The following is a 22,048-nucleotide window of genomic DNA, read 5'->3' on the forward strand; positions in this document are numbered from 1 at the left end:
GCAGCCTGATCTTATCTTAAAGCCAATACATCCTGTTCATAGCGCTTCACTTCAGCCAGCCACCCCTCGCGGACCGGGGTCCCCTGCGAAGCGCAGTAGTAATCCCAGACAGCACCGAACGGGTAGGACTTGAATTCTTCCACCAGGGCCAGCCGTGAGGTATAATCTCCGGCCCGCTCAATGGCACGAAGCTCCTCTACCGGCTCCAGCATAGCGCGCAGCAGCGCCTTGATCGTATTGCGCGTGCCGATTACCCAAGCCGCCAGGTGATTGATACTGCCGTCGAAGAAGTCGAGGCCGATATGCGTACGCGGCAGCAGATCCCCGCGAACCAGCTCGCGGGCAATCTCCAGCAGCTCATCGTCCATCGTGACCACATGATCGCTATCCCAGCGGACCGGTCTGCTGACATGCAGCAGCAGCTGCTCGCTGAACATCAGGATAGAGCTGAGCTTGTTCGAGATCACTTCCGTCGGATGGAAATGCCCGGCATCCAGGCAGATGGCCTTACCGCGTGTCAGGCCGTAGCCCATGTAGAACTCATGCGAACCGACAACGTAGCTCTCCGAGCCGATACCGAACAGCTTGCTCTCCACGGCATCGATAGTGTACTGCGGATCCATCTCCTCGCTGAAGATTTCGTCCAGCGATTCCTTCAGTCGCATGCGCGGTGCCAGCCGGTCTACCGGAGTATCCTTGTAGCCGTCAGGCACCCAGAAATTCGTCACACACGGCTGGCCCAGCTCGCGGCCGAAGTGCTCGGCAATGCTGCGGGAAGCCTTGCAATGCTTAATCCAGAAGCTGCGGATCTCTTCGTCCGCATGGCTGAGGGTGAAGCCGTCAGCCGCCTTCGGATGCGAGAAGCAAGTCGGATTGAAATCAAGGCCTAAGCCCTGCTCCTTGGCCCATTCCACCCAGTTGGCGAAATGGCGCGGCGCCAGCTCATCCAGATCCACCTGCTCCTTCGTATCGGCATAGATCGCATGCAGATTGACCTTATGCTTGCCGGGAATCAGCGAGAGGGCCTTCTCCAGATCCTGACGCAGCTCATCCGGTGTACCGGCCCGTCCGGGGTAGCTGCCGGTCACGGCAATGCCGCCGCTCAGCTCTTTATCCTTGAACAAAAAGCCCCGTACATCATCGCCCTGCCAGCAGTGCAGCGATACTTTGATCTGCGCCAGCTTCTCCAGTACCTCATCCGTTTGAATTCCATGGGCTGCATATAATTTTTTGGCTTCGTTGTAGCTGTTAATGATGCTCTGATCCATGCTGTTGCCTCCTAATACGTATTGTGAACATCCGCTCCCGGATGAAGCTGCTCCCAGCGGACCAGCAGCTCCGCCAGCTGAGGAACCGGCTGTGGAAGATAAGACTGAATCGCGAAGGACTGTGAGATGATCTGCCGGGCTTCATGGATATCTGCCATGCGCCCCGCCTCAATCATCTGCACAGCCAGATTACCCAGGGCTGTGGATTCGGTCGGTCCGGCCAGCACCTCCCTGCCGGTAACATCTGCCGTCAACTGGCATAGCAGCCCATTGTTAGCGCCGCCGCCGACAATCTGCAGCACTTGAGTTAGCTCCCCGGTGAGTTCTTCCAGCTCAGCCAGATGACTGCGGTAGGATAACGCCAGACTGTCAAAGATACAGCGGGCCAGCTCGCCCGTAGTCTGCGGCACAGGCTGGCCGCTCTCCAGGCAGGCCTGTCGGATCTCCTGAATCATATCGTCCGGGTTCAAAAACCGCGGATGATTGCAGGGAATCAGGCTGCGGAAGCCTGGGCATTCACCGGCCTGCTCTGCTAGTTCCGCGAAGCTAAATCTTCCGCCGTCAAGTCTGCGCACTTCCTGAATCAGCCAGAGGCCCATAATATTCTTCAGGAACCGGTAAGTCCCGTAAGCGCCCCACTCGTTGGTATAATTAGCGGCCATCGCTCTGCTGTTATTGATCGGGTGATCCAGCTCTACTCCCAGCAGAGACCAGGTTCCGCTGCTAAGATAGGCTGACGCACGGTCCTTCTGAGCAGGCACACCGAGTACCGCAGATGCTGTGTCATGCGTAGCCACGCAGATCAGGCGGCATTCCGGCAGATCATACTCCGCGCGCAGCTCCTGCGTAATGAAGCCGAGATCCTCCCCAGGCTCGGTTAACGGAGCGAACTGTTCACGCCGCAGACCCAGGAATTCCAGCAGCTCGGCATCGAAATCACGGGCCGCAAGATCCAATAGCTGCGTCGTGGATGCATTGGTAACCTCGTTCATCTTACGTCCGCCGAGCCGGTAGTAGAGATAATCCGGCACCAGCAGAATCTGATCGGCCGCCTTCAGTTCTTCCCGGTCATGCGCATATAGCTGATACAGCGTATTGAAGGGAAGCTGCTGAATGCCCGTTTTGGCGTAGACCTTCTCGGGCGGAAGGAGCCGCCCGACTTCTTCCATCACCCCGTCGGTCCGGTGGTCACGGTAGGCATAGACCCGGCTTATCTGCTTGCCTTCGGCATCCAGCAGCACATAATCTACCGCCCAGGTATCAATGCCGAGGGTGCATTCGTGAATGCCTCTTAGCTTCGCCTGCTGCAGACCGTTAATAATTTCATTCAATAAATAATCCATATCCCAGAAGCAGGAGCCTTCCTGCTCCGTGAAGCCATTGCTGAAACGGTGAATCTCCTCCAGTTGGAGGCTCCCGTCCACGAGCTGTCCGAGCACCAGCCGTCCGCTGGAGGCGCCGATATCGACGGCGATATGATAGGTCATAGGGAATCTCCTATTCTATGGGAGGTGATTTACAGAATTTTGCGGAATAACGCGATTACTTCATCTTTGGTAGGAATAAAAGGATTACCGGGCGCGCAGGCATCCTTCATGGCGTTCTCAGCCAGCAGATCGAGATCTACTTCCGCTACACCCAGCTCGGACAGCTTGGCAGGAATGCCAACCTCTTTGGACAAGGCCTTGATCGCCTCAATGACGTAATCCGCACATTCCTTGTCGCTGCGTCCTTCAGTCTGCATACCGGCCGCTCTGGCAATTGCTCTGAACTTCTCCGGCACATGCTTGGCATTCTCTTCTTCCACGTAAGGCAGCAGCATTGCATTGCACACGCCGTGCGGCAGATCATACACCCCGCCAAGCTGATGGGCCATGGCATGCACATAGCCTAAGCCTGCATTATTGAAGGCAAGGCCGCCGAGGAAGATCGCATAGACCATCTGCTCACGCGCTTCAATATCCTGTCCGTTCGTTACCGTCCGCGCCAGATTGCCGAAGATCAGCTCCACCGCAGCCAGTGCCGTAGCATCGGTTACCGGATATGCGCCTGGAGTGACCAGCGCTTCAATCGCATGCGTCAGTGCATCCATGCCCGTAGCCGCCGTCAGCGCAGCAGGCTTATCGACCATCAGCTCCGGATCATTCACCGAGATGGTGGCGATACTGTTCTTGTCTACCATGACCATCTTGATCTTGCGCTCTTCATCTGTAATCACGTAGTTGATCGTCACTTCACTTGAAGTCCCGGCCGTCGTGTTCACCGCGACAATCGGCAGAGATTTATTCTTGGATTTGTGAACGCCTTCATAATCGGCAATATGCCCCCCGTTGGTGGCAACAATGCCGATGGCCTTAGCCGTATCCTGCGGCGAGCCGCCGCCGATGGAGATCAGATAGTCACATTCGTGCTGCTTCAGGAAATCTACGCCGTCATGAACATTTTTGCAGGTAGGGTTCGGCTTCACTTCATCATATACCACATACTGAATCCCCGCCTCCTCCAGCACAGCCAGCAGCCTTCCGGCGATTCCGCTCTTCATCAGGAACTTGTCTGTGACCACAAGCGCCTTGTTCAGCTTCAGCTCTTGAATGTACGGGGCGATGTCCTTCAGACAGCCCTTCCCCATCATGTTAATCGACGGCACATAATAGACATGAGTACTCATTGCTTAACCAGCCTCCCGGGCACGTAAATAGTTAATGAACACTGTAAGCGCACATCTCCCTGTTGACCTTCTCATCGTATCGCCGTTAATCTGTGTTGTCAACACTTTAAACACTAAATAAGTTGTTTTTATTTGTTTATTGTTTGTTTTACGGGAAATAAGCAATCATTATTGTGGGTTTCAGAGCAAATCAGGTGAATTGTGTTGTACAACACAGAAATAACAGGCTATATTAAGACTATCAACTCTGGAAAGGTGATACGTATGCTCGCTGCCGAAAGACGCAAAAAAATAATCGACCTTGTCCATCAGGACAAGCGTGTGCTGGTGTCCGATCTGAGCCGGATGTTCGAGGTGACAGAGGAGACGATCCGCAGAGATCTGGAGAAGCTGGAGAAGGATGGCATTGTAAGCCGGACCTACGGCGGAGCCATGCTGAACAGGCATACCAATGAGGACCTGCCTTTTCTGACCCGGGGAGCACTCAATACGGATATCAAACGCGCAATAGCGATCCAGGCGCTGGATCTGATTAATGACGGGGATACGCTGATGGTCGACCCCAGCTCGACTTCGTTTGAATTCCTGAAGCTGCTGGGTAATAAAAGTAATCTGATGATCATCACCAATTCGATCAACATTCTCCATGAGTTCGCAAGTTCGAGCCACAGCATTATTTCTACAGGCGGCTCACTCCGCCACCGTTCCCTGTCGCTTGTCGGCCCCGTAGCCCATGAGACCATTCAGCGCTACAATGTGGACACCGCCGTAATCAGCTGCAAGGCCCTCGATATGGACCGCGGGGTCACCGATTCCAATGAACCGGAATGTGAGCTGAAGAAATATATGCTGCGCCAGGCACATAAGGTTGTGCTGCTCGCGGACCATACCAAGTTCGACCAGACGGCCTTCGCGAGGCTCGCAGAGCTAAGCCGGATCGATGTGCTGATTACCGACCGCAAGCCTTCGGAGGCGTGGCTGAAGCTGTTGTCCGAGAAGAATGTGGAAGTGCTGTACTAAGTTCATGGGAAATCATTTTAGGGAGGAGAAATGGGCAAATGGGCAAAAAGAGAAAAACCTTACCCGCCGACTTCGGCGAGCTGGTTAAATCAGGGGATGTCGATGCACTAAAGGCTGTTTTTGAAAAATGTGATTGGGATGCAACCTTGGGATATTACAAAGAACCCGCGCTCAGCATGCGGCAGATTCCGGATGAGCTGGTCCGCTGGCTGGTGGAGCAGGGTGCCGATATTAATGCGAGGGACAAATACCAGCGTACCCCGCTGTATTCCCAGGCTGGAACCTGGTCCGGCAATATTCCATTATTCCTGGAGCTTGGTGCAGAGCTGGAAGCCCTGGATTATCAGAACCAGACCCCGCTGCACGCTGCGGTTAACTATTACCGGACTCAGGCGGTACGGGATCTGGTGGCCCATGGCGCAAATGTCCATGCGGTAAATAAGTCGGGGAACACCCCGCTGTCCAAAGCTTTATTACAATGCCGGAATAGCGATATCGATAGCATGCTGGAAATCTCGCAGATCCTGCTTGATGCCGGAGCGGAGATCACACCGGAGATGAAGGAATCCGTGAGTAAGATCGGCAAAGCATTTGAATTCGCCAGATCCAATTTCAATAAAGAGCGCTTGAGTGAAACCGCAGATGCACTCGAATCCCTGTACAAGCTATTCGATGTGGAGCCTGTAGCAGCGCGGGTGATGCATGACGGCGTTTCCAAGATCGGGGTAAACAGCACAAGATGGCAGGATCAGCACCAGGAGCTGTGGGAATTACTAATCCCGGCGTCAGGACATGCGCTCACCGTGCAGGGAGAGGTCATTCGCATCACCGGCCGGATCTCACATGAAATCATGAATAACGGCGGAGGCAACTGGGATGCCGATTTCCGTAAAATGCTGAATGCGCTGCTCCGGCACTTCGCCTCGGGCACACCTCTGGACCCTGCGCACCTCAAGGAAGCGGCGGAATTAGCCGGTTACCTGCGCCATGGCAACGGCAATGATGAGCCGGCCAGATTATGCGAATTGGCCGTGAATTGGGTACTTGCCAATCCACAGCCCGTTTCGTTGCCGCAGCCGGATTACAAACGCTAAATGCTGAGACATCCAGCACTTGTCCTGCTCCCTATGAAGAAGCGGCTCCCTTGGAGAGCATAATATTCAGAATCGCCTGGTCTGTGGCGGCAAGCCCTTCCTGGACCAGGGTCTCCATATTCTTGATCGTATCCTCCACCTTCTCGAAAATGACACCATCACTCGGACTCGCGGAGATATTGTTCATGGCGAGAGTAGCAGACTGGATGGCCGCGTTGGTGGCCGTTGAGATTTTGAGCGCACAGGTTGGCTTGGCACCATCGCAGATCATGCCGGAAGTAGAGGCAATCGTATTCTGGATGGAGTGCTTGATCTGCGCCAGCGTCCCGCCCATCAGATAGACAATGCCGCTGCCCGCCCCCACTCCACCGGCAATGCCTGAGCCGCAGAGCGGGGACAGACGGCCAATGTAATGCTTCACATGGATGGTAATCAGATTGCTGAGCGCCATCGCTCTTGCCAGGGTCTCCTCATCCTTGCCGAGCAGCTCGGCCAGGGCAATGACCGGCATGGTACAGGCAATCCCCTGATTGCCGCTGCCCGCCGTCGTCATTACCGGCATGGCACTGCCGTCCATCCGTGCATCGGATGCGGCTGCCGTTGCGGCAATGATCCGGTTCGCCACATCCGCGCCGAACAGATTGAGGGCGGATTGCTGACTCATTTTCCGGCCCACCTGGAGACCATACTCCCCGCGCAGCCCTTCCTCCGAGATCGCCTTATTCATAACCGCTCCCTCCAGCAGGAAGCGAAGATCCCCGAATGGTGTATTCTGAACGAAGGCATAGATATCTTCGAGTGAGACCGAGTATACCTCGGGGTCCAGACTAAGCGGGTCTCCGCAGTCGGCCTTGTCCATTTTCGGCTCAAGCCGCTGGCCATCCTTCGCCAGATACTGCACATTCGTGTGCTCTTTTACCAGGATCGCTGTGGCGGTATGGTTCTTGCTGTGTACTCTCGCTTCTATATATAGCTTCTCCGGCGTATCCTTCAGCTCAACCTCCAGCAGCTTACGCTCCAGCAGTCCCTCTGCACTTGCCAGCTCCGCCGGGGTCAGCCCGGACAGAATCTCCAGCTTCCGCTCCGAGCGGCGCACCACCGCACCCAGGGCAGCCGCTATCGGCAAGCCCGTCTGGCCTGTACCAGGAATCCCCACACCCATCGCATTCTTGATGATATTGCCGCTGAGGAACAGCTCGATTCCTGTAATCTCTTCCTCAACCAGCTCAGCCGCCAACGAGACGGCATAAGCTACCGCAATCGGTTCAGTGCAGCCTTCTGCCGGCATAATTTCTTTGTGTAATACTTCCAGTAGGTTAACCATCTGTGCATCACCATTCCCTCTGTCTGTCTATCTATGTCTAATCTGTTTCTATATATAGTACATCAGATAGACAATCCGGGGAATCCCCGTTATTACCCATCACCCGCCCAGCTTCACCAGCCGCTTCAGCCCTTCCGTACAGGCCCAGCCGCCCGCCCCCGCCAGAATCGCATTATGACAAAGGTTCAAAGCCAGCTTATACGTCATACTGCCGATAATGATTTCAACCACGACAAACCGTAAAATATCTCTCTTCGTGACCAGATAGACTCTGAATTCCTGATTGCGGGACACCTGCCATCTCCCCCGTCCATTTTCATGTTTCTGTACTTATATGCTTCGGGCGGGTTGTCTGATTCTCTGTGCAGGCACAACAAAGAGCAGTACTTCTCCATTGGCGGGAAAAGCACTGCTCCGCCCAAAGCCGAAATAGTAGAGGCTGCCCAAACAGCCATTTCATGGCTTTGGGACAGCCCCCTGATATCACCGCTTCAGCCTAATTGCCGCTGCTTACTTCGACTCCACCGCATGGCCGCCGAATTCGTTACGCAAGGCGGCGACGACCTTGCCGGTGAAGGTGTCGGTCTCCAGCGACCGGTAGCGCATGAGCAGAGCCATGGCTATGACCGGAGTCGCTGCCTGGAGATCGAAGGCGGTCTCCAGTGTCCAGCGTCCCTCCCCGGAGGAATGCATGACGCCCTTGATGTCTTCCAGCTTGGCATCCTTGGAGAAGGCGCGCTCGATCAGCTCCATGAGCCAGGAGCGTACGACCGAGCCGTTGTTCCAGACGCGGGCCACCTGCTCGAAGTCGAAGTCATATCCGCTTTTCTCCAGCACCTCGAAGCCCTCACCGATCGCAGCCATCATCCCGTATTCAATGCCGTTATGCACCATCTTGAGGAAATGTCCGCTTCCGGATTTGCCGGCGTACAGGTATCCGTTCTCTACCGCAGTGTCACGGAACAGCGGCTCGACCACCGCCCACGCTTCCTCATCGCCTCCAACCATATAGCAGGCCCCATTGCGCGCGCCTTCCATTCCGCCGGAGGTTCCTGCATCCAGGAAGTGAATTCCGTGGGCACCCAGCTCCTCATGACGGCGGATCGACTCTTTATAATGAGAGTTCCCGGCTTCAATAATGATATCTCCCTTGGATAATAGCGGCGTCAGTTCAGCAATTACTGAATCCACAAAAGTATGGGGGACCATGATCCAGAGAACGCGCGGAGAATCAAGCTGGCCCGTAAGCTCCTCCAGGCTTGCTGCCCCGGACGCACCGCGTTCGGCCAGTTCCTGCACCGCAGCAGGATTCACATCATACGCTACCACTTCATGGGCATGCTCCAGCAGGTTCTGGCCCAGATTGAAGCCCATTTTGCCAAGTCCGATTAAACCGACTTTCATTACGAATCCCTCCGAATTGTGTAGTCATATATAAGCTAACTCTGTCCGCTTGCTGTTACCGCCGCCGCTTACGCTCCCGGCCGGATGACTTCCGGCTCTATCCCGGCTGTACGGTGAACGCGTGCAGGCTCTGCATTCTCCGGCTCATCCAGCCACCAGTGGAACTCGCCAAGGAGCTGATCTGCCGCCGCCGGGCCGTTAGATCCGGCAGGATACAGGTGCAGCGGCAGGCTGCCATCTGCTGTTGCTTCGATTATAGGCTGAACCCACTGCCAGGACAACTCTACTTCCTCCCAGTGGGCAAAGAACGTAGCGTCGCCGAGCATAGCATCATAGATCAGATTCTCATAAGCCTCCGGCACATCAGGATTGCCCGGCTCATGCTTAATGCTAACCGGCTCAAGCTTCCCGTGCTGAAGCGGATTCTTGGTATTCAGAGTCAGAGAGATGCCCTCATGCGGGCCAATATCAATCACCAGCAGATTAGGGTCAAGCGGCAGCTTGTTACGGTTCTTGTTATGCACATCATTAAACGGCTCTTTGAATTCTATAACAATCCGCGTGGATTTCTCCTTCATGCGCTTACCTGTACGAATGTAGAACGGCACATCGTTCCACAGCGGATCTTCAATCCATAGGCGTGCTGCAATATACGTCTCATTCTGTGAAGTGGCTGCGATGCCCGGTTCAGCGGTATACGCAGGCACTTGCTGTCCGCGCATCTCCCCCGCTGCATACTGGCCGCGCACTACATGTTGTGATACCTCTTCGGGCAGCAGCGGACGGACGGAACGGATGACATGCCGTTTTTTGCTGCGGACGTCCTCCGGTGTACTGCCCTTCGGAAGCTGCATCGCCATCATCATCAGCAATTGGAGCATATGGTTCTGGAACATGTCACGCAGCGCCCCAGCCTTATCATAGTAACCCGCCCGCTCTTCCACACCCACCGTCTCACTGGCGGTAATCTGGACATTCGCGATATACCGGTTCTGCCACAAGGCCCGCAGCACAGGGTTAGAGTATTTCAGCACCTCCAGGTTCTGTACCATCGGCTTGCCGAGGAAGTGATCAATCCGGAAGATTTCCTCCTCTGCAAAAGCTGCGCTCAAGCTCTCATTCAGCACACGCGCCGACTGCAGATCCCGTCCGAACGGCTTCTCGATGATCAGACGTTTCCAGCCCTTGGTATTCCCGAGTCCGCTGGCATTGATATTACCGGCAATCTCCCCGAAGAATTCGGGACCGACTGACAGGTAGAACATCCGGTTCTGCGGAAGCCCCAGCTCTTCCTCCCGGCGCTGTACATGCCCAAGCAGCTTCACATAATCCTCAGGACGCCCAACATCCAGCACACTATATTCAAAAGCCTGCAGGAAATTCTGCAGCGCCGCTGTATCCTCTACCGAACGGCGCGAGAAGGTGCGCAGGGAGTCCAGCACCTGACGCTGGAACGTCTCATTAGTGAGCTCCCTTCTGCCCAGTCCAATGACTGAGAGAGGACCGGAAAGCTTGCCATCAGTGAACAGGTTGTATAGAGCGGGGAAGATTTTCCGCTTCGCCAAGTCCCCGGTTGCGCCAAAAAGTACAAATGTAGATGATTCCACTTTCATTCCTCCCGTTGTTATTATTTTATTATATAGTTACTTATTAATACTCAGGAACTTTATAACACATCATACGACTATAAAATCAATTCGTCAATCTCAATTCGACATTTACGAAAAACTACCGGTGCATGACAAATAACAGGCCTTCAACGAGAAGGCCTGCCGGGATTTCCGAACTCATGATCAGAACCATGAAGATACCAAATCATTGATCGGCTTGTAGATGAATATAATCAGCAGCAGCGGGCTGGGAACCTGGATTTTGAGCAGCGTGCATATCGTGGCCGCCATTCCGCCGATCCAGAGCAGACCCCACACCACACGATCGCGCTGCTTCTGCCTGCCCTTCAGGGAGGACAGATCCATGGCTGCACAGCCTGCGGCAATCAGAGCAAACATCAACACCAGCAGCATACAGGCTCACTCCTTAATATCTTCATAAAATGAATTATCAATTGTACCGATCCGGTTGATCGTCACACTGGCCTCGTAATGGACAGGCAGGGTCTTAAGATAGCCTTCTCCCTTCCGTTCCTTCAGCCTCTCCCATGCCTTGGGGCTCTTGCGGTAAATGGATTGCCCGAAGCCGAAGATATCCACATTGAACTGCCTGCTGATTCCCTCTACAGCATCTTTCATCCGCTTTACAACCCGTTCCTCTGTCTCCTCTTCCAGTGATATGATTTTGGCCTCCGTATCCAGCTTATCCGCGCCTTCAACCTCCTGCACATTGCATAGTGTTTCGGCGCTCAAATATATATGTGGCTCGCCGTCTATGATTTTCACCTTCCGTTTGGTAACGGAAGTAAGCGCCTCTATAATGATCAGACCTCCGGCTTCGTCTTTGAAGTGTCCCGTATTTTTGGTGACATTATCAGTCACGTAATTGAAGCCAACCGTATAGTCATCATCTATCCAGCCAAGCAACTTGTCCCCTTTGAATACGGCAACACCCTCATAGCGAAGTTTCGTCCTGGGGTCTGTCCGTTCCACGTTGCTTTTCTCGCTGCCTGCCTCGGGATCACCCTCCACCTCCACTCCGGTTAACACCGGACTCTCCCCTTGGAGGAGCAGGTCCTCGATGAATTGATCCAATGTGACCGCGACGGTCTTGGATGAAATCCTGTAGGACTTGTCCAGGGAGCTGAATAATTTAGTGGCCGGCAGCCGGTCCAGCGGGGTCAGCACCTTCAGAACGTTCTCGGCGGTAGTCTTCCGTGCAACCATCACATAGAAGTCCATACGCGGCTCCCGGCTTCTTTTAATCACATCCAGCGTCTCGCCTACCCCTTCCCGTGCCAGCTCTTCTCCGATCACCAGCACACGAATATGGCCCAGATAGGGAGAACGGGAGCTGATCAGATTGAACTTGCGGAGGGATTCATAGACTGTTGGCACTGTGAAATTATAGACAACTACGGGAACCCCGCTCCCCCCTGTTCCTCCTGAATTCTGTGAAGAGATAGAAGAGGGGATGACCACCTGCATCGTTACGTTGTAGCCGTTCTCCGCTTTATCAAGGCCCAGCGCCAGCACAAAAGCCAGTTCATTCAGCTCCTTCCTCTCCCAGCACCCGCTAAGCAATAGCGAAAGCAGCAGCAGGGAAAGGCAAGCAGCGACGGCTCTCTTTATACGGCTTGTCATATCAGGAACCTCCGCGTTTGGATCTGTTCTGGCGATGCAGATTCTGTGTTCTATTCTCTTGCGGTCTTGTTCTCAGGAACGGCCAGGGGAACCTGAAGAACGAATCCTTAAGGTCTGTTGGCCTGAAGGGCCCCAGCGGACTCATATAAGGAACGCCGAAGGAGCGCAGGCTGACGAGATGCAGCACCACTATGAATACTCCGCACAATATTCCGTACAGCCCCATGAACCCGGCCAGTGCAATCAGGAAAAACCGGATTATGCGTGCAGCGATGGACATCCCGGCTTCGGGAATCACAAAGCTCGAGATCGCTGTTATGGATACAATGATAACCATCGCCGAGGAGATGAATCCCGCCGCAACAGCCGCTTGCCCGATGACCAGCGTACCGACGATGGAGACAGCCTGGCCCACGTTTTTAGGAATACGTACGCCTGCTTCCCGCAGAATCTCATAGGTCAATTCCATCATCAGCGCTTCGACAAAAGTCGGAAACGGCACCGTCTCCCGCTGGGCGGCCAGACTGATCACCAGATTGGTCGGGATCATCTCCTGATGATAGGTTGTGATAGCCACATAGAACGCAGGGGCAAACAAGGTGATAAAAAAAGATAGAAACCGGATGAACCGCAGCAGGGTAGAAATATCCGCCCGCTGATAATAATCCTCCGCCGACTGAAAGAAGGAGACAAATACGGTCGGGGCCAGCAGCACAAAAGGGGTTCCATCGACCAGGATTGCCACCTTCCCTTCCAGGATGCCTGCCGCAATGGTATCCGGCCGGTCACTGTTATAAATCGTGGGAAAGGGGGTCGCCACCTTGTCCTGAATAAATTCCTCGATATAGCCGCTCTCCAGAATACTGTCCGTATCGATGCTGTTCAGGCGCCGCTTCACCTCCTGCACCAGCTCTTTATTCGCAATGTGGCTGAGATACATAATCGAGACACTGGTCTGGGTGACGCGGCCGATCTGCATCGTTTCCAGCCACAGCTGACTGTCTTTGATTTTGCGGCGGATTAGCGCGGTGTTGGTCCGCAGATTCTCACTGAACCCCTCCATCGGTCCGCGGACCACAGACTGCGAGCTCGGCTCACTTACACCCCGGTCTTCCCAGCCGGGCAGCCCGATCCGCAGCGCTGATGCCGTCCCCTCCACCATCAGCATCACGTTGCCGGATAACAGGTCGTGTACGAACTTGGCGTAATCCTGAACCACGGTAAGATCACCGGCCATTAGCACACGGCTGGTCAAGATTTCTATTTTCTTATCAGGGTCCTGTTCTTCCAGAAGAGCCGTGGTCCGTCCCTCCTGAAGCGAATACAGAATCGAATTATGCAGCAGCTGATTATCTATCAGGCCATCAATATAAAAAATAGCCAGCTCCGTATGCTCTCCCAGCTTCAGCTGTTTTCTCACCAGGTCAGTGCTCTCGCCCAGCAGCTTGTACAGCTGTTCATTATTGACCTCCAGCCGGCTGGATAACTTCCCCTCCACCGTACTCTTCATCCAGGCCACTTCTCCTTCCCGTGAACCTTCTATTCAGGTTAGTTTGGTAGCATTTCTTGATAATTATTCCTCAAATTCAGACCTGTACTTGATTCACATAATTCTGGAAGGGGATGCCATACTAAGAGGGTTCCGGGTTCATAGGCCCTGGAGGTCACATGTAAAGGGGGGATAGAGATGAGTATTGAAAAAGAGCGGATCAGCACAGCGCAGTTGGTAATCCTCGGTCTTTTCACCTTTATCGGGGATATGGCCCTGGTCTATCCTGCAGCCATGACTTCCGAAGCCCATCAGGATGCCTGGATCGCCGCCCTGATCAGTATACCGCCAGGGATTGCACTAGTCTTCCTGTTTGTTATAGTAGCAAATATCAGTCCGGACCAAAATATTATTGAGATCAGCCGGCAGGTGCTAGGGAAATGGCTAGGCAGCGCGGTAGGCGGGTACTATCTGTTCTTCTTCATCATCGCGGCCTCTACGTATGTCCGGGAAATTGAGGATTTCATGTGTACCCAGATCTACGAGGGAACTCCCGGCGGAGTAATCCGGTTCATGAGCATTGTTCTGCTGGTGTACGGTCTGCGTCTGGGGCTTGAGACGGTCGGCCGGGCAGCGCAGGTGTTCTTTCCGCTGTTTGCCTTATTCCTGGTGGCCCTGATGCTGCTCTTATTTCCGCAGGTCCGGCTGGAGCGTGTCTATCCCATGATGACTACACCCCTGCCGGATATGCTGCATTCGATCATGATCGGTGTATTCTATCCCTTCGGAGAGATCTGCGTATTCTTCATGATCTACCCTTACACCCGCAAGAACAGTAAGATTAACCGTGATATCTTCATCGCGCTCTGCATAGGCTCCGTAGGTCTGAACCTGATTCTGTTTCTCTCGCTGACCGTTCTTGGCGTCTATTTCTCGGAGCATAGTTTCTATGCCGCCTATATCCTGGCCCAAAAAATCAATATCGCCAACTTCTTGCAGCGGCTTGAAGCGCTGATGGCTACCGCCTGGATTATCACGACCTATTTCAAAACAGCACTCTACTTCTATGCCTTTGTGCTCGGAATGGCGCAAATATTCAAGCTGAAAAGCCACCGCCCTCTAATCTTCCCTGTCGCGTTCCTGATCTACGGACTTTCACAGCTCATCTCCAAGGACATCATCTTCTATGTCAAAGAAATCCCCCCTTACTGGGTGGACTGGAATTTAACCTATTCGCTCGCACTTCCACTGCTTATTCTCGTAGTACACAAAGTGAGGCAGCGGCGCGCTGCCTCCTAAGCTAATCCATAGAGTGAAGCTCCTGTTTTATTGTAGCGCCCTGGTGGGGTCAACGTTATAATAGAAACCATTAAATATCTTTATTTTGTCATGACAGGAGCGTAAACCAAGGATGAAACAGCTATTCGAGCCTGTTCTGTTTGCGAACCGGCAGTCGCTGATCTGGGACTACCGCATCTATACCGACGATCATTACAAGGGATATTACCACTGGCATCAGTGCTGTGAGATCATGTTCGTACACGGCGGGCAGGGCAGCATTGTTGTGAATCAGCAGATGTATGATATCCGGCCGGGCATGCTTTTCTTTTTCCAGCCGTATCAGCTGCACCGGATTTCTTCGGACGTCTCACCCGAATGCCCGTTCATACGGACGATCTTCTATCTCGACCCCCTGACAGCAGAGCATCTGCTGCAGGGCTTCGCCAAACGTAAAGCGGTGTTCAATGCGTTATGGCAAGGCAGCAATCCCTATTGCGGCTTCGATCTTGGTGACCGCCTGGAGACTATGGAATGGATCTATGGGAATTACAACCAGTGCCGGAGCAAATCATCCGGGGAACATACCGAGGATATCACGATGCTGCTTCTGCAGTTGTTAAGCTGCCTGGGAACAGGGGAGCAGTCACTGATTCATACCGGAGAACGGCGGAAGCTCCGCTATTCGGAGCAGATCATGAACTGGATTGAAGCGCATTATCAGGAAGAGGTGAATCTGGAGCAGCTTGCGGAGGAGACTCACCTCTCGAAATCCTATGTCTCGCGGATTTTTCATCAGGAAACAGGCGGCCGCCTGGTCGACTATCTTACCGCCCGTCGTCTCAAGCAGGCCTGCCGGCTGCTCGAGACGACGGACCTGACGGTGGAGCGAATCGGCAGCGCTGTCGGATTCCCGAATCCTTCCTACTTCAACCAGCTGTTCAAGCGGGTACTCGGCCTTTCTCCGCTGCAATACCGCAAGGGAACCTGAGAGCCTACTTGCGAGGAATAGGACAATATAACAACATTTCGTGATATCAAATGACAACTTCCAGTTCGCCAGAGGCGTTATACTGAGGCCATAATCTAATTCAAGTGGAGGCATCAGCGATGACTACAGCTTATTGGCAGGAAGTAATGAACCGTCTGGAACCGAAAGTAAACGGCATGATCAAGGCGCTCGGGAAGCGGAGTCCTCATGCTGCGGGAGCAGACGGCAGATTCGATAATCCCGGGACTGACTGGTGGACCTCCGGCTTCTGGCCGGGAATACTCTGGGTTATGTATGATATGACCGGCAAGGATGCTTATAAGGATACTGCCTGGCCCTGGGACGAAACGATTGGACAGTGGTTCGCGAAGCCGACCGAAGAGCTGCATCACGATGTCGGCTTTCAGTTCCTGGCTACTGCGGTGATCAAGCATACGCTTACAGGTGATGCAGAGGGCTTGCGCCGGGGACTTGAAGCGGCTAACTACCTGGCTGCACGTTATAATCCGGCTGGCCGGTTCATCCGCGCCTGGAACGGGGACAAGCACGGCTGGGTGATCATCGACTGCATGATGAACATCTCGCTGCTCTTCTGGGCCAGCCGGATCACCGGCGATCCGCGCTACAGCCATATTGCTACCCGCCATGCGGAGACAGCAATGACCTATGGTGTGCGCGAGGACGGGTCCACCAGGCATATTCTGTCCTTCGATGCAGAGTCCGGCGCTTATATTGAGAACTTCGGCGGACAGGGATATTCCCCTGAATCCTGCTGGAGCCGGGGTTCAGCCTGGGGGCTGTACGGCTTCACGAACACCTACCGTAACACCGGGGACGTGCGCTTCTTGAATACCGCCAAGCGCATCGCCCATTATTTCATCGCGGCTCTCCCGGAGGATCACGTGCCGCACTGGGACTTCCGGCTTGCAGATGACAAGCGCATGTTCAGAGATAGCTCGGCCGCAGCAATCGCCGCCTCTGGCCTGCTGGAACTGGCAGAGCTTGTACCGCCGGGCGAGAAACGCGTGTATGCGGATGCCGCAGAGCGCATACTGCGTTCACTTACAGAGAATTATGCCACCTGGGACCAGCCGGACCATGAAGCCATTCTGCTGCATGGAGCCGCCAGCGGCGATTCGCTCACAGATGTGTCGCTGATCTATGGCGACTACTACTATGTTGAAGCCGTAGCGAAGCTCAACGGCTGGAAGCACCGTATTTTCTAGTCTGGTAATGGCATAACAACAAACAGCGGGCCTCCCTATCATTGGGGATTCGCACATAATACAAACAGCGAACCCCCGCACCCGGGAGGCTCGCTGTTTGTAATTTTAAACGTATGCTTCTTGAAAGCTCACCCTATAATCCTGCGTATCCACATCTGCGCTTCAAAATCCTGCAAAGAATGCAACTTATAATGTTTAACACGTTCCTTCACTTGTGCAACGTTCGATTCTTCCCTTCGCTTATACGGCGTACGAATGCTTACCCACGCTGCTCATCCAGCCACAGAATGGCCGTCACACCGCGCGGATAATATTTGCTGCCGGTGATCTCGCCGGAAATAATCTGGTCACTCCAGCTCCAGATCGAGAGCTGCGGATGCGTAAGCCAAGCCGTATGGGCCTGATCTGCCGCGCGTCCCTGCTCATCCCATTTCAAGCCGAGAATTTCTCTGGCGATGAACTGGGAGAGATAGATTTTGCTCAGCCAGCTGTTATTGCTGGTGGAGGAGATTTTCCAGCCGCCGTCCTCGAACAGGCAGACTCCCTCTACAAGCACAGCCTTCAGATGAGTGTCCAGTGCCTCGAGATATTCGCCGAACCGTCCTCCGCGTTCCAAGGCTTCCTTGCAGCCGGTGAAGTAAGGGAATACCAGACCCTCGATGGCTGGGATAATCTTCGAGTCATTGCCTTCTCCGATTACTGCCGGGATATAGCCGCCTTCGGTAACACTGCCCACGATGGTTGCTGCGCAGAGCTCGGCCTGTCTGCCGGCAGTCTGTGACAGCTCCGTATTGCCGTTATCGCGGAAAATCTTCTCCATCGCCAAATATGCTGCCCAGCACTTACCCGCCAGGTAAATATTGTTGCGCGCCTGGCCCAGGGAGACATCCAGACTGTCATAGGTCGTGATCTCTGCACCGCCCATGGTCCGCGAGCTGTCGAGCGCCATCACGCCATTGCGCTTCGCCGGGTCCGGATGATCCCGGTTGAGCATGCTCTGCAGGCAGCTCTCCAGTACGGTCAGATTGCGCTCCATCCAGCTGCGGTCGCCCGTGTGCTCCACATAGGTTGCTGCAGTGAGAATCCAGTTGACCAATTGCTCGTGGGTCATATGCGAGAAGCAGCCGTCAATGCCGTACAGCTCATAGGAGGAGTACCCCGGACGCGACACGGCGTTGGCTACTCCCATATCATGCGTGAAGCTAAGTCCGCCCGGATACTCGGTGCTATCTCTCGGGAAACGGACAGTGTCCACATAACTGAACCGGTCCACGAACATATCCAGCTCATTGCGTACGGTCCACGGGTTCATCTTCAGCTCGTAGAACAGCTGGTCTACCGTAAGATCGAAGGTGTTCATCATCCGGTATTCGCCTTCGTTGACGACCCAGAACGGCTGGCCTCTGTACTCCAAGAGTTCGGTGGAGCCGTAATAGCTGCGGATGGCGTGAGCAAGCATGAAGGTCTGGTCGTCACTTAAGCCTGTTCCCTCCAGCATCCCGTTCGCCTCTTCGGCCTGCTTCTTCAGCGTGTCGAACCGGGATAACGCATATTCCGCAACAGCTTCAACATTGCTGTAATAACGGTTATAGTAATAGCTCGCATCCATTCCTGAAGTCACATAACCGGAGCGGTGGAAGCAGACCGCGAACTGGTACACCTTGCGTTCGCCGGCTGGCACATCCATAATAAGCGCGCCAACCTGACCCAGCCCGAACGTCCAGTTCTCCTCCAGCTCCGCTGCAAGAATATCCTCCATTGTAAAATGCATTGCCGCCTTAACACTTCCCTGCTTCGCGGCAATCGCCAGGAACCGGCCCTGGCCGACACCCGTCAGCTCCTCCTTGCCTCCATCGAATCTTCTCAGGGCGCTATACGGGTCATTCCCCTGGAAGCCGAAGAAAGCACGACGCGCAGAGCTGCCCGCTGTGTTATCGACTTCAAGCTCTACCAGCACGGCTGGCAACAGCACTTCCTTCATCTCTGCATCCGAAGCCGTCCCCGGGTCCGGAACGGGCCGGACTGGTGACAGAATGCGGAAGGTCAGATCGCCTGCCTGCCAGCTGTCGGTGGTCAGCCGGAAATCGCGCGTAATCTCGTCTTCCCCGAAGTGAAACAGAATCTGCGGCTTATCCGGGCTCGGGTCCGGGTTCTCGATGTCGTAGCGCTTGCTCTCATCGTCGCTGCCCTGCTCGTGGAAGGGCAACGTATCGTAACCGCGGCCATCCTTGCGTGCAAGGCCGATATATATGTTCTGTCTCGGCGGCCTGCCGAGTTCGAGGTCAAAGCCGCCGGACGCTCCTTGAAATCCGAGGGTGAAGCTTGAGAATGATCCTATCGGTGAATGATGGGCATTGAAGAATTTGTTCGTTGGCATACAGTATATACACTCCCTCCAGCTTGTGTCCCGGCCGTGCCGGGCTCTAGCTCTATGTTAGCGCTACCCTCCCCTCAGGCAACAGGCGCAAAGCCGCCAATTATTTGGACAAATCAATCGGACGCAGCGGCCTATGCTATAATAGATCCATCTTTTAACAAAGAAGAGGTTGAACATGAACGTATTAGATCCCGGCACACAGCATTCTATGGATGGACGCATGTCCCCGGATGTTCAAGCTGCCTTTCATCTCTTTGCCGCCCACTGGCGCAAGGTGAACAAGGAATGGCAATATCCGGCACACACTCACCCGATGTTCGAGATCAACATCGTTCTGCAGGGCTCGCAGCACATGGCCGTAGGCGGACAATCCTACATCCAGAAGAGCGGCGACATTCTGTTCATCCGCCCCGGTGTGCTGCATTCCAGTCTGGGCGCAGCCGCAGGGGATGAGATGTCTTATTATTGCCTGCACTTCGACATTGACGATCTGGTTCTGCGCCGCTCCTTGATGACGATGGACACCGTCAGTCTAAGCGGAGACACCCCGGAGCTGAAGGCAATCCGTTCCTCCCTGGATGACATCATCCGCTCGACCATTCTCCCGGAGGCCAGTGATGCACAGCGGGGCCGGCTCGTGATGCTGAACGCATCGCTCCAGTTCTTCGCCGCCCTTACCGGCTGGGTGCTGGCTGCCCTGCCTTCCCCTGCCCGGAGCACCCTGCCGGGAGTGACGGAGAAGACCGTTGCCCTGGCGAATGCCATTGAAGGGCTGCTGCAGGAATCCGTCTTCACGGCAGCGGCAACCGGCAGCAGAGCCGGAAGCATCGAGGAGATCGCAGCCAGGCTCGGCTATAGCCCCAACCACTGCAACCGCGCCTTCCGGCAGATCTATGGCCTCCCGCCAAGGCAGTATCTCTCCGATCTCATTATCCGCCATGCCAAGCTGCTGCTGCTGGATAACAGCCTGTCTGTGGAGAGCATCGCCTACCGGCTGGGCTACCGAGATGTGTCTCATTTCAGCAAGCAGTTCAAGCGCTGGACCGGCCTGCCCCCCATGGGCTACCGCCAGCTTACGGAGGAGCCGGGCAAGGCAGGCGACGGAGCGCCCCTCCCACACTCAGGGGGAGGTACATCTTAGGAGGAGTTACATAATGAAGATATACCATTTCAAACCAGAATCCGGCAAACCCATAGCAGCCTTTAATTCCGATTTCATCATATCCCGGATTATCCAGACTGAGGGGTTAACACATATCGGCTGCGTATATCTTGGACACCAGGGAGTAATCGGCTTTCATCAGGCGAGCTGTCCGCAGCTGCTGCTCATTATGAACGGTGAAGGGGTTGTGCGCGGAGAGGAAGCTGAATTTACAGCTGTGAGTGCAGGTCAAGCCGTCTTTTGGGAGCAAGGGGAATGGCATGAGACCCGTACGGATTCAGGACTGACTGCGATTATTGTTGAAGGTGATTCGCTGAATCCCGCCGCCTACATGACTCTCTAACTGAACATTAAGAGGACTGAGATTCCGCTATATGAGCAAATCAGGTGAAATTCCGGGCTAAGCGGACAGAGAATCCTTTATGCGTCCTAACATGTGTCCTTAGAGGCTCAAAAGTACAAGATAGCGGAATCTCAGTCCGTTTCGGCATTATCAACCTTAATTTTGGAAAAATAAAGGAATCTCAGTCCACTTCAGTTGTAAGCTCACCAAAAGCGCGCATGGAGGGCGTGTAAAGCGCGAAGCACAAAACAGCGCAGCGCCGGATCGCCAAAACAGCCGGGTGAAGCCGGGAACTCCAGCCGGACCCGTGGTACCCTGCAACTGGAATGGACCTGCTATGCAGGTGATTTTTTTGTTAAATGTCTTATATCCTATGTTTAAAAGTTGGTGACCGTATGATCTACCTCATTAAATTCGTATACAGCTTTGTCCTGCCGCCCGGGTTATTCGTCCTGCTGCTGCTGGCAATGGTGGTCTGGCTGTGGAGAAGCAGCCGCCGTCCCGCAATCGTGCTGCTGGCGGTCACGCTGCTGCTCTATCTGTCGATGACCTCTGCCGTCAGCGACACGCTGATCGGAAGCCTGGAGCGGAAGTACCCTCAGCCTGCTTCCGCAGAGGGGGATGTGATCGTAATCCTCGGCGGCGGGGCCACCTCCGGCACCCCGGATCTGGACGGGCAGGGCAATATGTCCGGTCCGGCAGCGAACCGGCTGCTGGCAGCTGCGCGGCTGTACCGCGAGACCGGCCTGCCGATTATTTTCTCCGGGGGACAGGTATTCGCCGACAGCGGCAATGAAGCGGATATCGCCCGGCGGCAGCTCATCGGCCTCGGCATCCCCGCAGAGGACATCCTGCCGGAGAACCGCTCGCTCAATACAGAGCAGAATGCGGTCAACACCGCGAAGCTCATGCAGGAGCATGGCTTCAGCCGTCCCGTTCTGGTGACCTCGGGCTTCCATATGCCGCGCAGCATGGTCCAGTTCGGGCATGCCGGACTTACGCCGCAGGCTTTTCCGGTAGATTTCCAGGCCAGCCGTCCTATGTCACTCTATGTAAGCAAATTCACTCCGTCTGCCGGAGCCGTCTCCACAACCGGGCTGGCGCTGAAGGAGTATCTGGGGTTAATCGCTGCGAAGCTGCTGCCTTGACC

The 22,048-nt window shown here is 54.6% G+C and carries 19 protein-coding genes; 8 read left to right on the forward strand and 11 right to left on the reverse strand.

Going from position 1 to position 22,048, the window contains the following annotated elements; translation table 11 throughout:
- Window positions 1-11: 11 nt before the first annotated feature.
- The 3 genes from rhaA to NST26_RS17945 are packed head-to-tail and all read right to left on the reverse strand — an operon-like array spanning window position 12 to window position 3,936.
- Window positions 12-1,268 (reverse strand): L-rhamnose isomerase, encoded by a 1,257-nt coding sequence (gene rhaA, locus NST26_RS17935; protein WP_340952252.1) that lies wholly within the window; start codon window positions 1,266-1,268, stop codon window positions 12-14.
- An 11-nt stretch (window positions 1,269-1,279) separates the two neighbouring features.
- Window positions 1,280-2,755, reverse strand: coding sequence for a rhamnulokinase (gene rhaB / locus NST26_RS17940; RefSeq protein WP_340952250.1), 1,476 nt, complete (start codon window positions 2,753-2,755; stop codon window positions 1,280-1,282).
- A 29-nt stretch (window positions 2,756-2,784) separates the two neighbouring features.
- A complete protein-coding gene (locus NST26_RS17945; RefSeq protein ID WP_340952248.1) occupies window positions 2,785-3,936 on the reverse strand; it encodes an iron-containing alcohol dehydrogenase in 1,152 nt (383 codons plus the stop codon).
- A 264-nt stretch (window positions 3,937-4,200) separates the two neighbouring features.
- Between NST26_RS17945 and NST26_RS17950 the strand changes: the two genes are divergently transcribed.
- Together NST26_RS17950 and NST26_RS17955 are read left to right on the forward strand one after the other, a co-directional pair.
- Entirely contained in the window at window positions 4,201-4,956 is a 756-nt protein-coding gene (locus tag NST26_RS17950; RefSeq protein ID WP_340952247.1) for a DeoR/GlpR family DNA-binding transcription regulator, read from the forward strand.
- Between the two features lie 38 nt (window positions 4,957-4,994).
- The gene (locus NST26_RS17955) at window positions 4,995-6,050 is read left to right on the forward strand and encodes an ankyrin repeat domain-containing protein (protein ID WP_340952245.1); all 1,056 of its coding nucleotides are present in this window, start codon (window positions 4,995-4,997) and stop codon (window positions 6,048-6,050) included.
- Window positions 6,051-6,081: 31 nt separating this feature from the next.
- On the opposite strand, the gene NST26_RS17960 is transcribed toward NST26_RS17955, so the two are convergent.
- From NST26_RS17960 to NST26_RS17990, 7 genes are all read right to left on the reverse strand, one after another.
- Window positions 6,082-7,374, reverse strand: a complete 1,293-nt coding sequence (locus NST26_RS17960; protein ID WP_340952242.1) for an L-cysteine desulfidase family protein — start codon at window positions 7,372-7,374, stop codon at window positions 6,082-6,084.
- 99 nt (window positions 7,375-7,473) lie between these two features.
- Complete coding sequence (locus NST26_RS17965) at window positions 7,474-7,668, reverse strand: hypothetical protein (RefSeq protein ID WP_036724838.1); 195 nt, start codon at window positions 7,666-7,668, stop codon at window positions 7,474-7,476.
- 216 nt (window positions 7,669-7,884) lie between these two features.
- Window positions 7,885-8,778: a phosphogluconate dehydrogenase (NAD(+)-dependent, decarboxylating) gene (gene gnd / locus NST26_RS17970; protein ID WP_036724835.1), complete on the reverse strand. Its 894-nt coding sequence runs from the start codon at window positions 8,776-8,778 to the stop codon at window positions 7,885-7,887.
- Window positions 8,779-8,846: 68 nt separating this feature from the next.
- Complete coding sequence (gene zwf, locus NST26_RS17975) at window positions 8,847-10,385, reverse strand: glucose-6-phosphate dehydrogenase (protein WP_051477972.1); 1,539 nt, start codon at window positions 10,383-10,385, stop codon at window positions 8,847-8,849.
- Window positions 10,386-10,571: 186 nt separating this feature from the next.
- The gene (locus NST26_RS17980) at window positions 10,572-10,802 is read right to left on the reverse strand and encodes a hypothetical protein (RefSeq protein ID WP_235191856.1); all 231 of its coding nucleotides are present in this window, start codon (window positions 10,800-10,802) and stop codon (window positions 10,572-10,574) included.
- Window positions 10,803-10,808: 6 nt separating this feature from the next.
- Window positions 10,809-12,032 (reverse strand): Ger(x)C family spore germination protein, encoded by a 1,224-nt coding sequence (locus tag NST26_RS17985; protein ID WP_339248989.1) that lies wholly within the window; start codon window positions 12,030-12,032, stop codon window positions 10,809-10,811.
- 1 nt (window position 12,033) lies between these two features.
- Complete coding sequence (locus NST26_RS17990; RefSeq protein ID WP_340952238.1) at window positions 12,034-13,542, reverse strand: spore germination protein; 1,509 nt, start codon at window positions 13,540-13,542, stop codon at window positions 12,034-12,036.
- A 177-nt stretch (window positions 13,543-13,719) separates the two neighbouring features.
- On the opposite strand from NST26_RS17990, the gene NST26_RS17995 reads away from it, so the two are divergent.
- From NST26_RS17995 to NST26_RS18005, 3 genes are all read left to right on the forward strand, one after another.
- Window positions 13,720-14,820, forward strand: a complete 1,101-nt coding sequence (locus NST26_RS17995) for a GerAB/ArcD/ProY family transporter (RefSeq protein WP_340952236.1) — start codon at window positions 13,720-13,722, stop codon at window positions 14,818-14,820.
- Window positions 14,821-14,932: 112 nt separating this feature from the next.
- Window positions 14,933-15,790, forward strand: a complete 858-nt coding sequence (locus NST26_RS18000; RefSeq protein ID WP_340952233.1) for an AraC family transcriptional regulator — start codon at window positions 14,933-14,935, stop codon at window positions 15,788-15,790.
- Window positions 15,791-15,909: 119 nt separating this feature from the next.
- The gene (locus tag NST26_RS18005) at window positions 15,910-17,016 is read left to right on the forward strand and encodes a glycoside hydrolase family 88 protein (RefSeq protein WP_036724826.1); all 1,107 of its coding nucleotides are present in this window, start codon (window positions 15,910-15,912) and stop codon (window positions 17,014-17,016) included.
- A 259-nt stretch (window positions 17,017-17,275) separates the two neighbouring features.
- Here the strand turns inward: NST26_RS18005 and NST26_RS18010 are convergent, their stop codons facing one another.
- Complete coding sequence (locus NST26_RS18010) at window positions 17,276-19,393, reverse strand: glycoside hydrolase family 52 protein (RefSeq protein ID WP_339248993.1); 2,118 nt, start codon at window positions 19,391-19,393, stop codon at window positions 17,276-17,278.
- A 175-nt stretch (window positions 19,394-19,568) separates the two neighbouring features.
- On the opposite strand from NST26_RS18010, the gene NST26_RS18015 reads away from it, so the two are divergent.
- The 3 genes from NST26_RS18015 (at window position 19,569) to NST26_RS18025 (ending at window position 22,046) form a co-directional block, all read left to right on the forward strand.
- The gene (locus NST26_RS18015) at window positions 19,569-20,534 is read left to right on the forward strand and encodes a helix-turn-helix domain-containing protein (protein ID WP_051477971.1); all 966 of its coding nucleotides are present in this window, start codon (window positions 19,569-19,571) and stop codon (window positions 20,532-20,534) included.
- Window positions 20,535-20,547: 13 nt separating this feature from the next.
- Window positions 20,548-20,898, forward strand: a complete 351-nt coding sequence (locus tag NST26_RS18020) for a cupin (protein WP_036724822.1) — start codon at window positions 20,548-20,550, stop codon at window positions 20,896-20,898.
- Window positions 20,899-21,293: 395 nt separating this feature from the next.
- A complete protein-coding gene (locus tag NST26_RS18025) occupies window positions 21,294-22,046 on the forward strand; it encodes a YdcF family protein (protein WP_339314894.1) in 753 nt (250 codons plus the stop codon).
- Window positions 22,047-22,048 lie beyond the last annotated feature (2 nt).

Source organism: Paenibacillus sp. FSL R7-0128, from assembly GCF_038002245.1.
GTDB classification, from domain to species: Bacteria; Bacillota; Bacilli; order Paenibacillales; family Paenibacillaceae; genus Paenibacillus_AQ; species Paenibacillus_AQ silagei.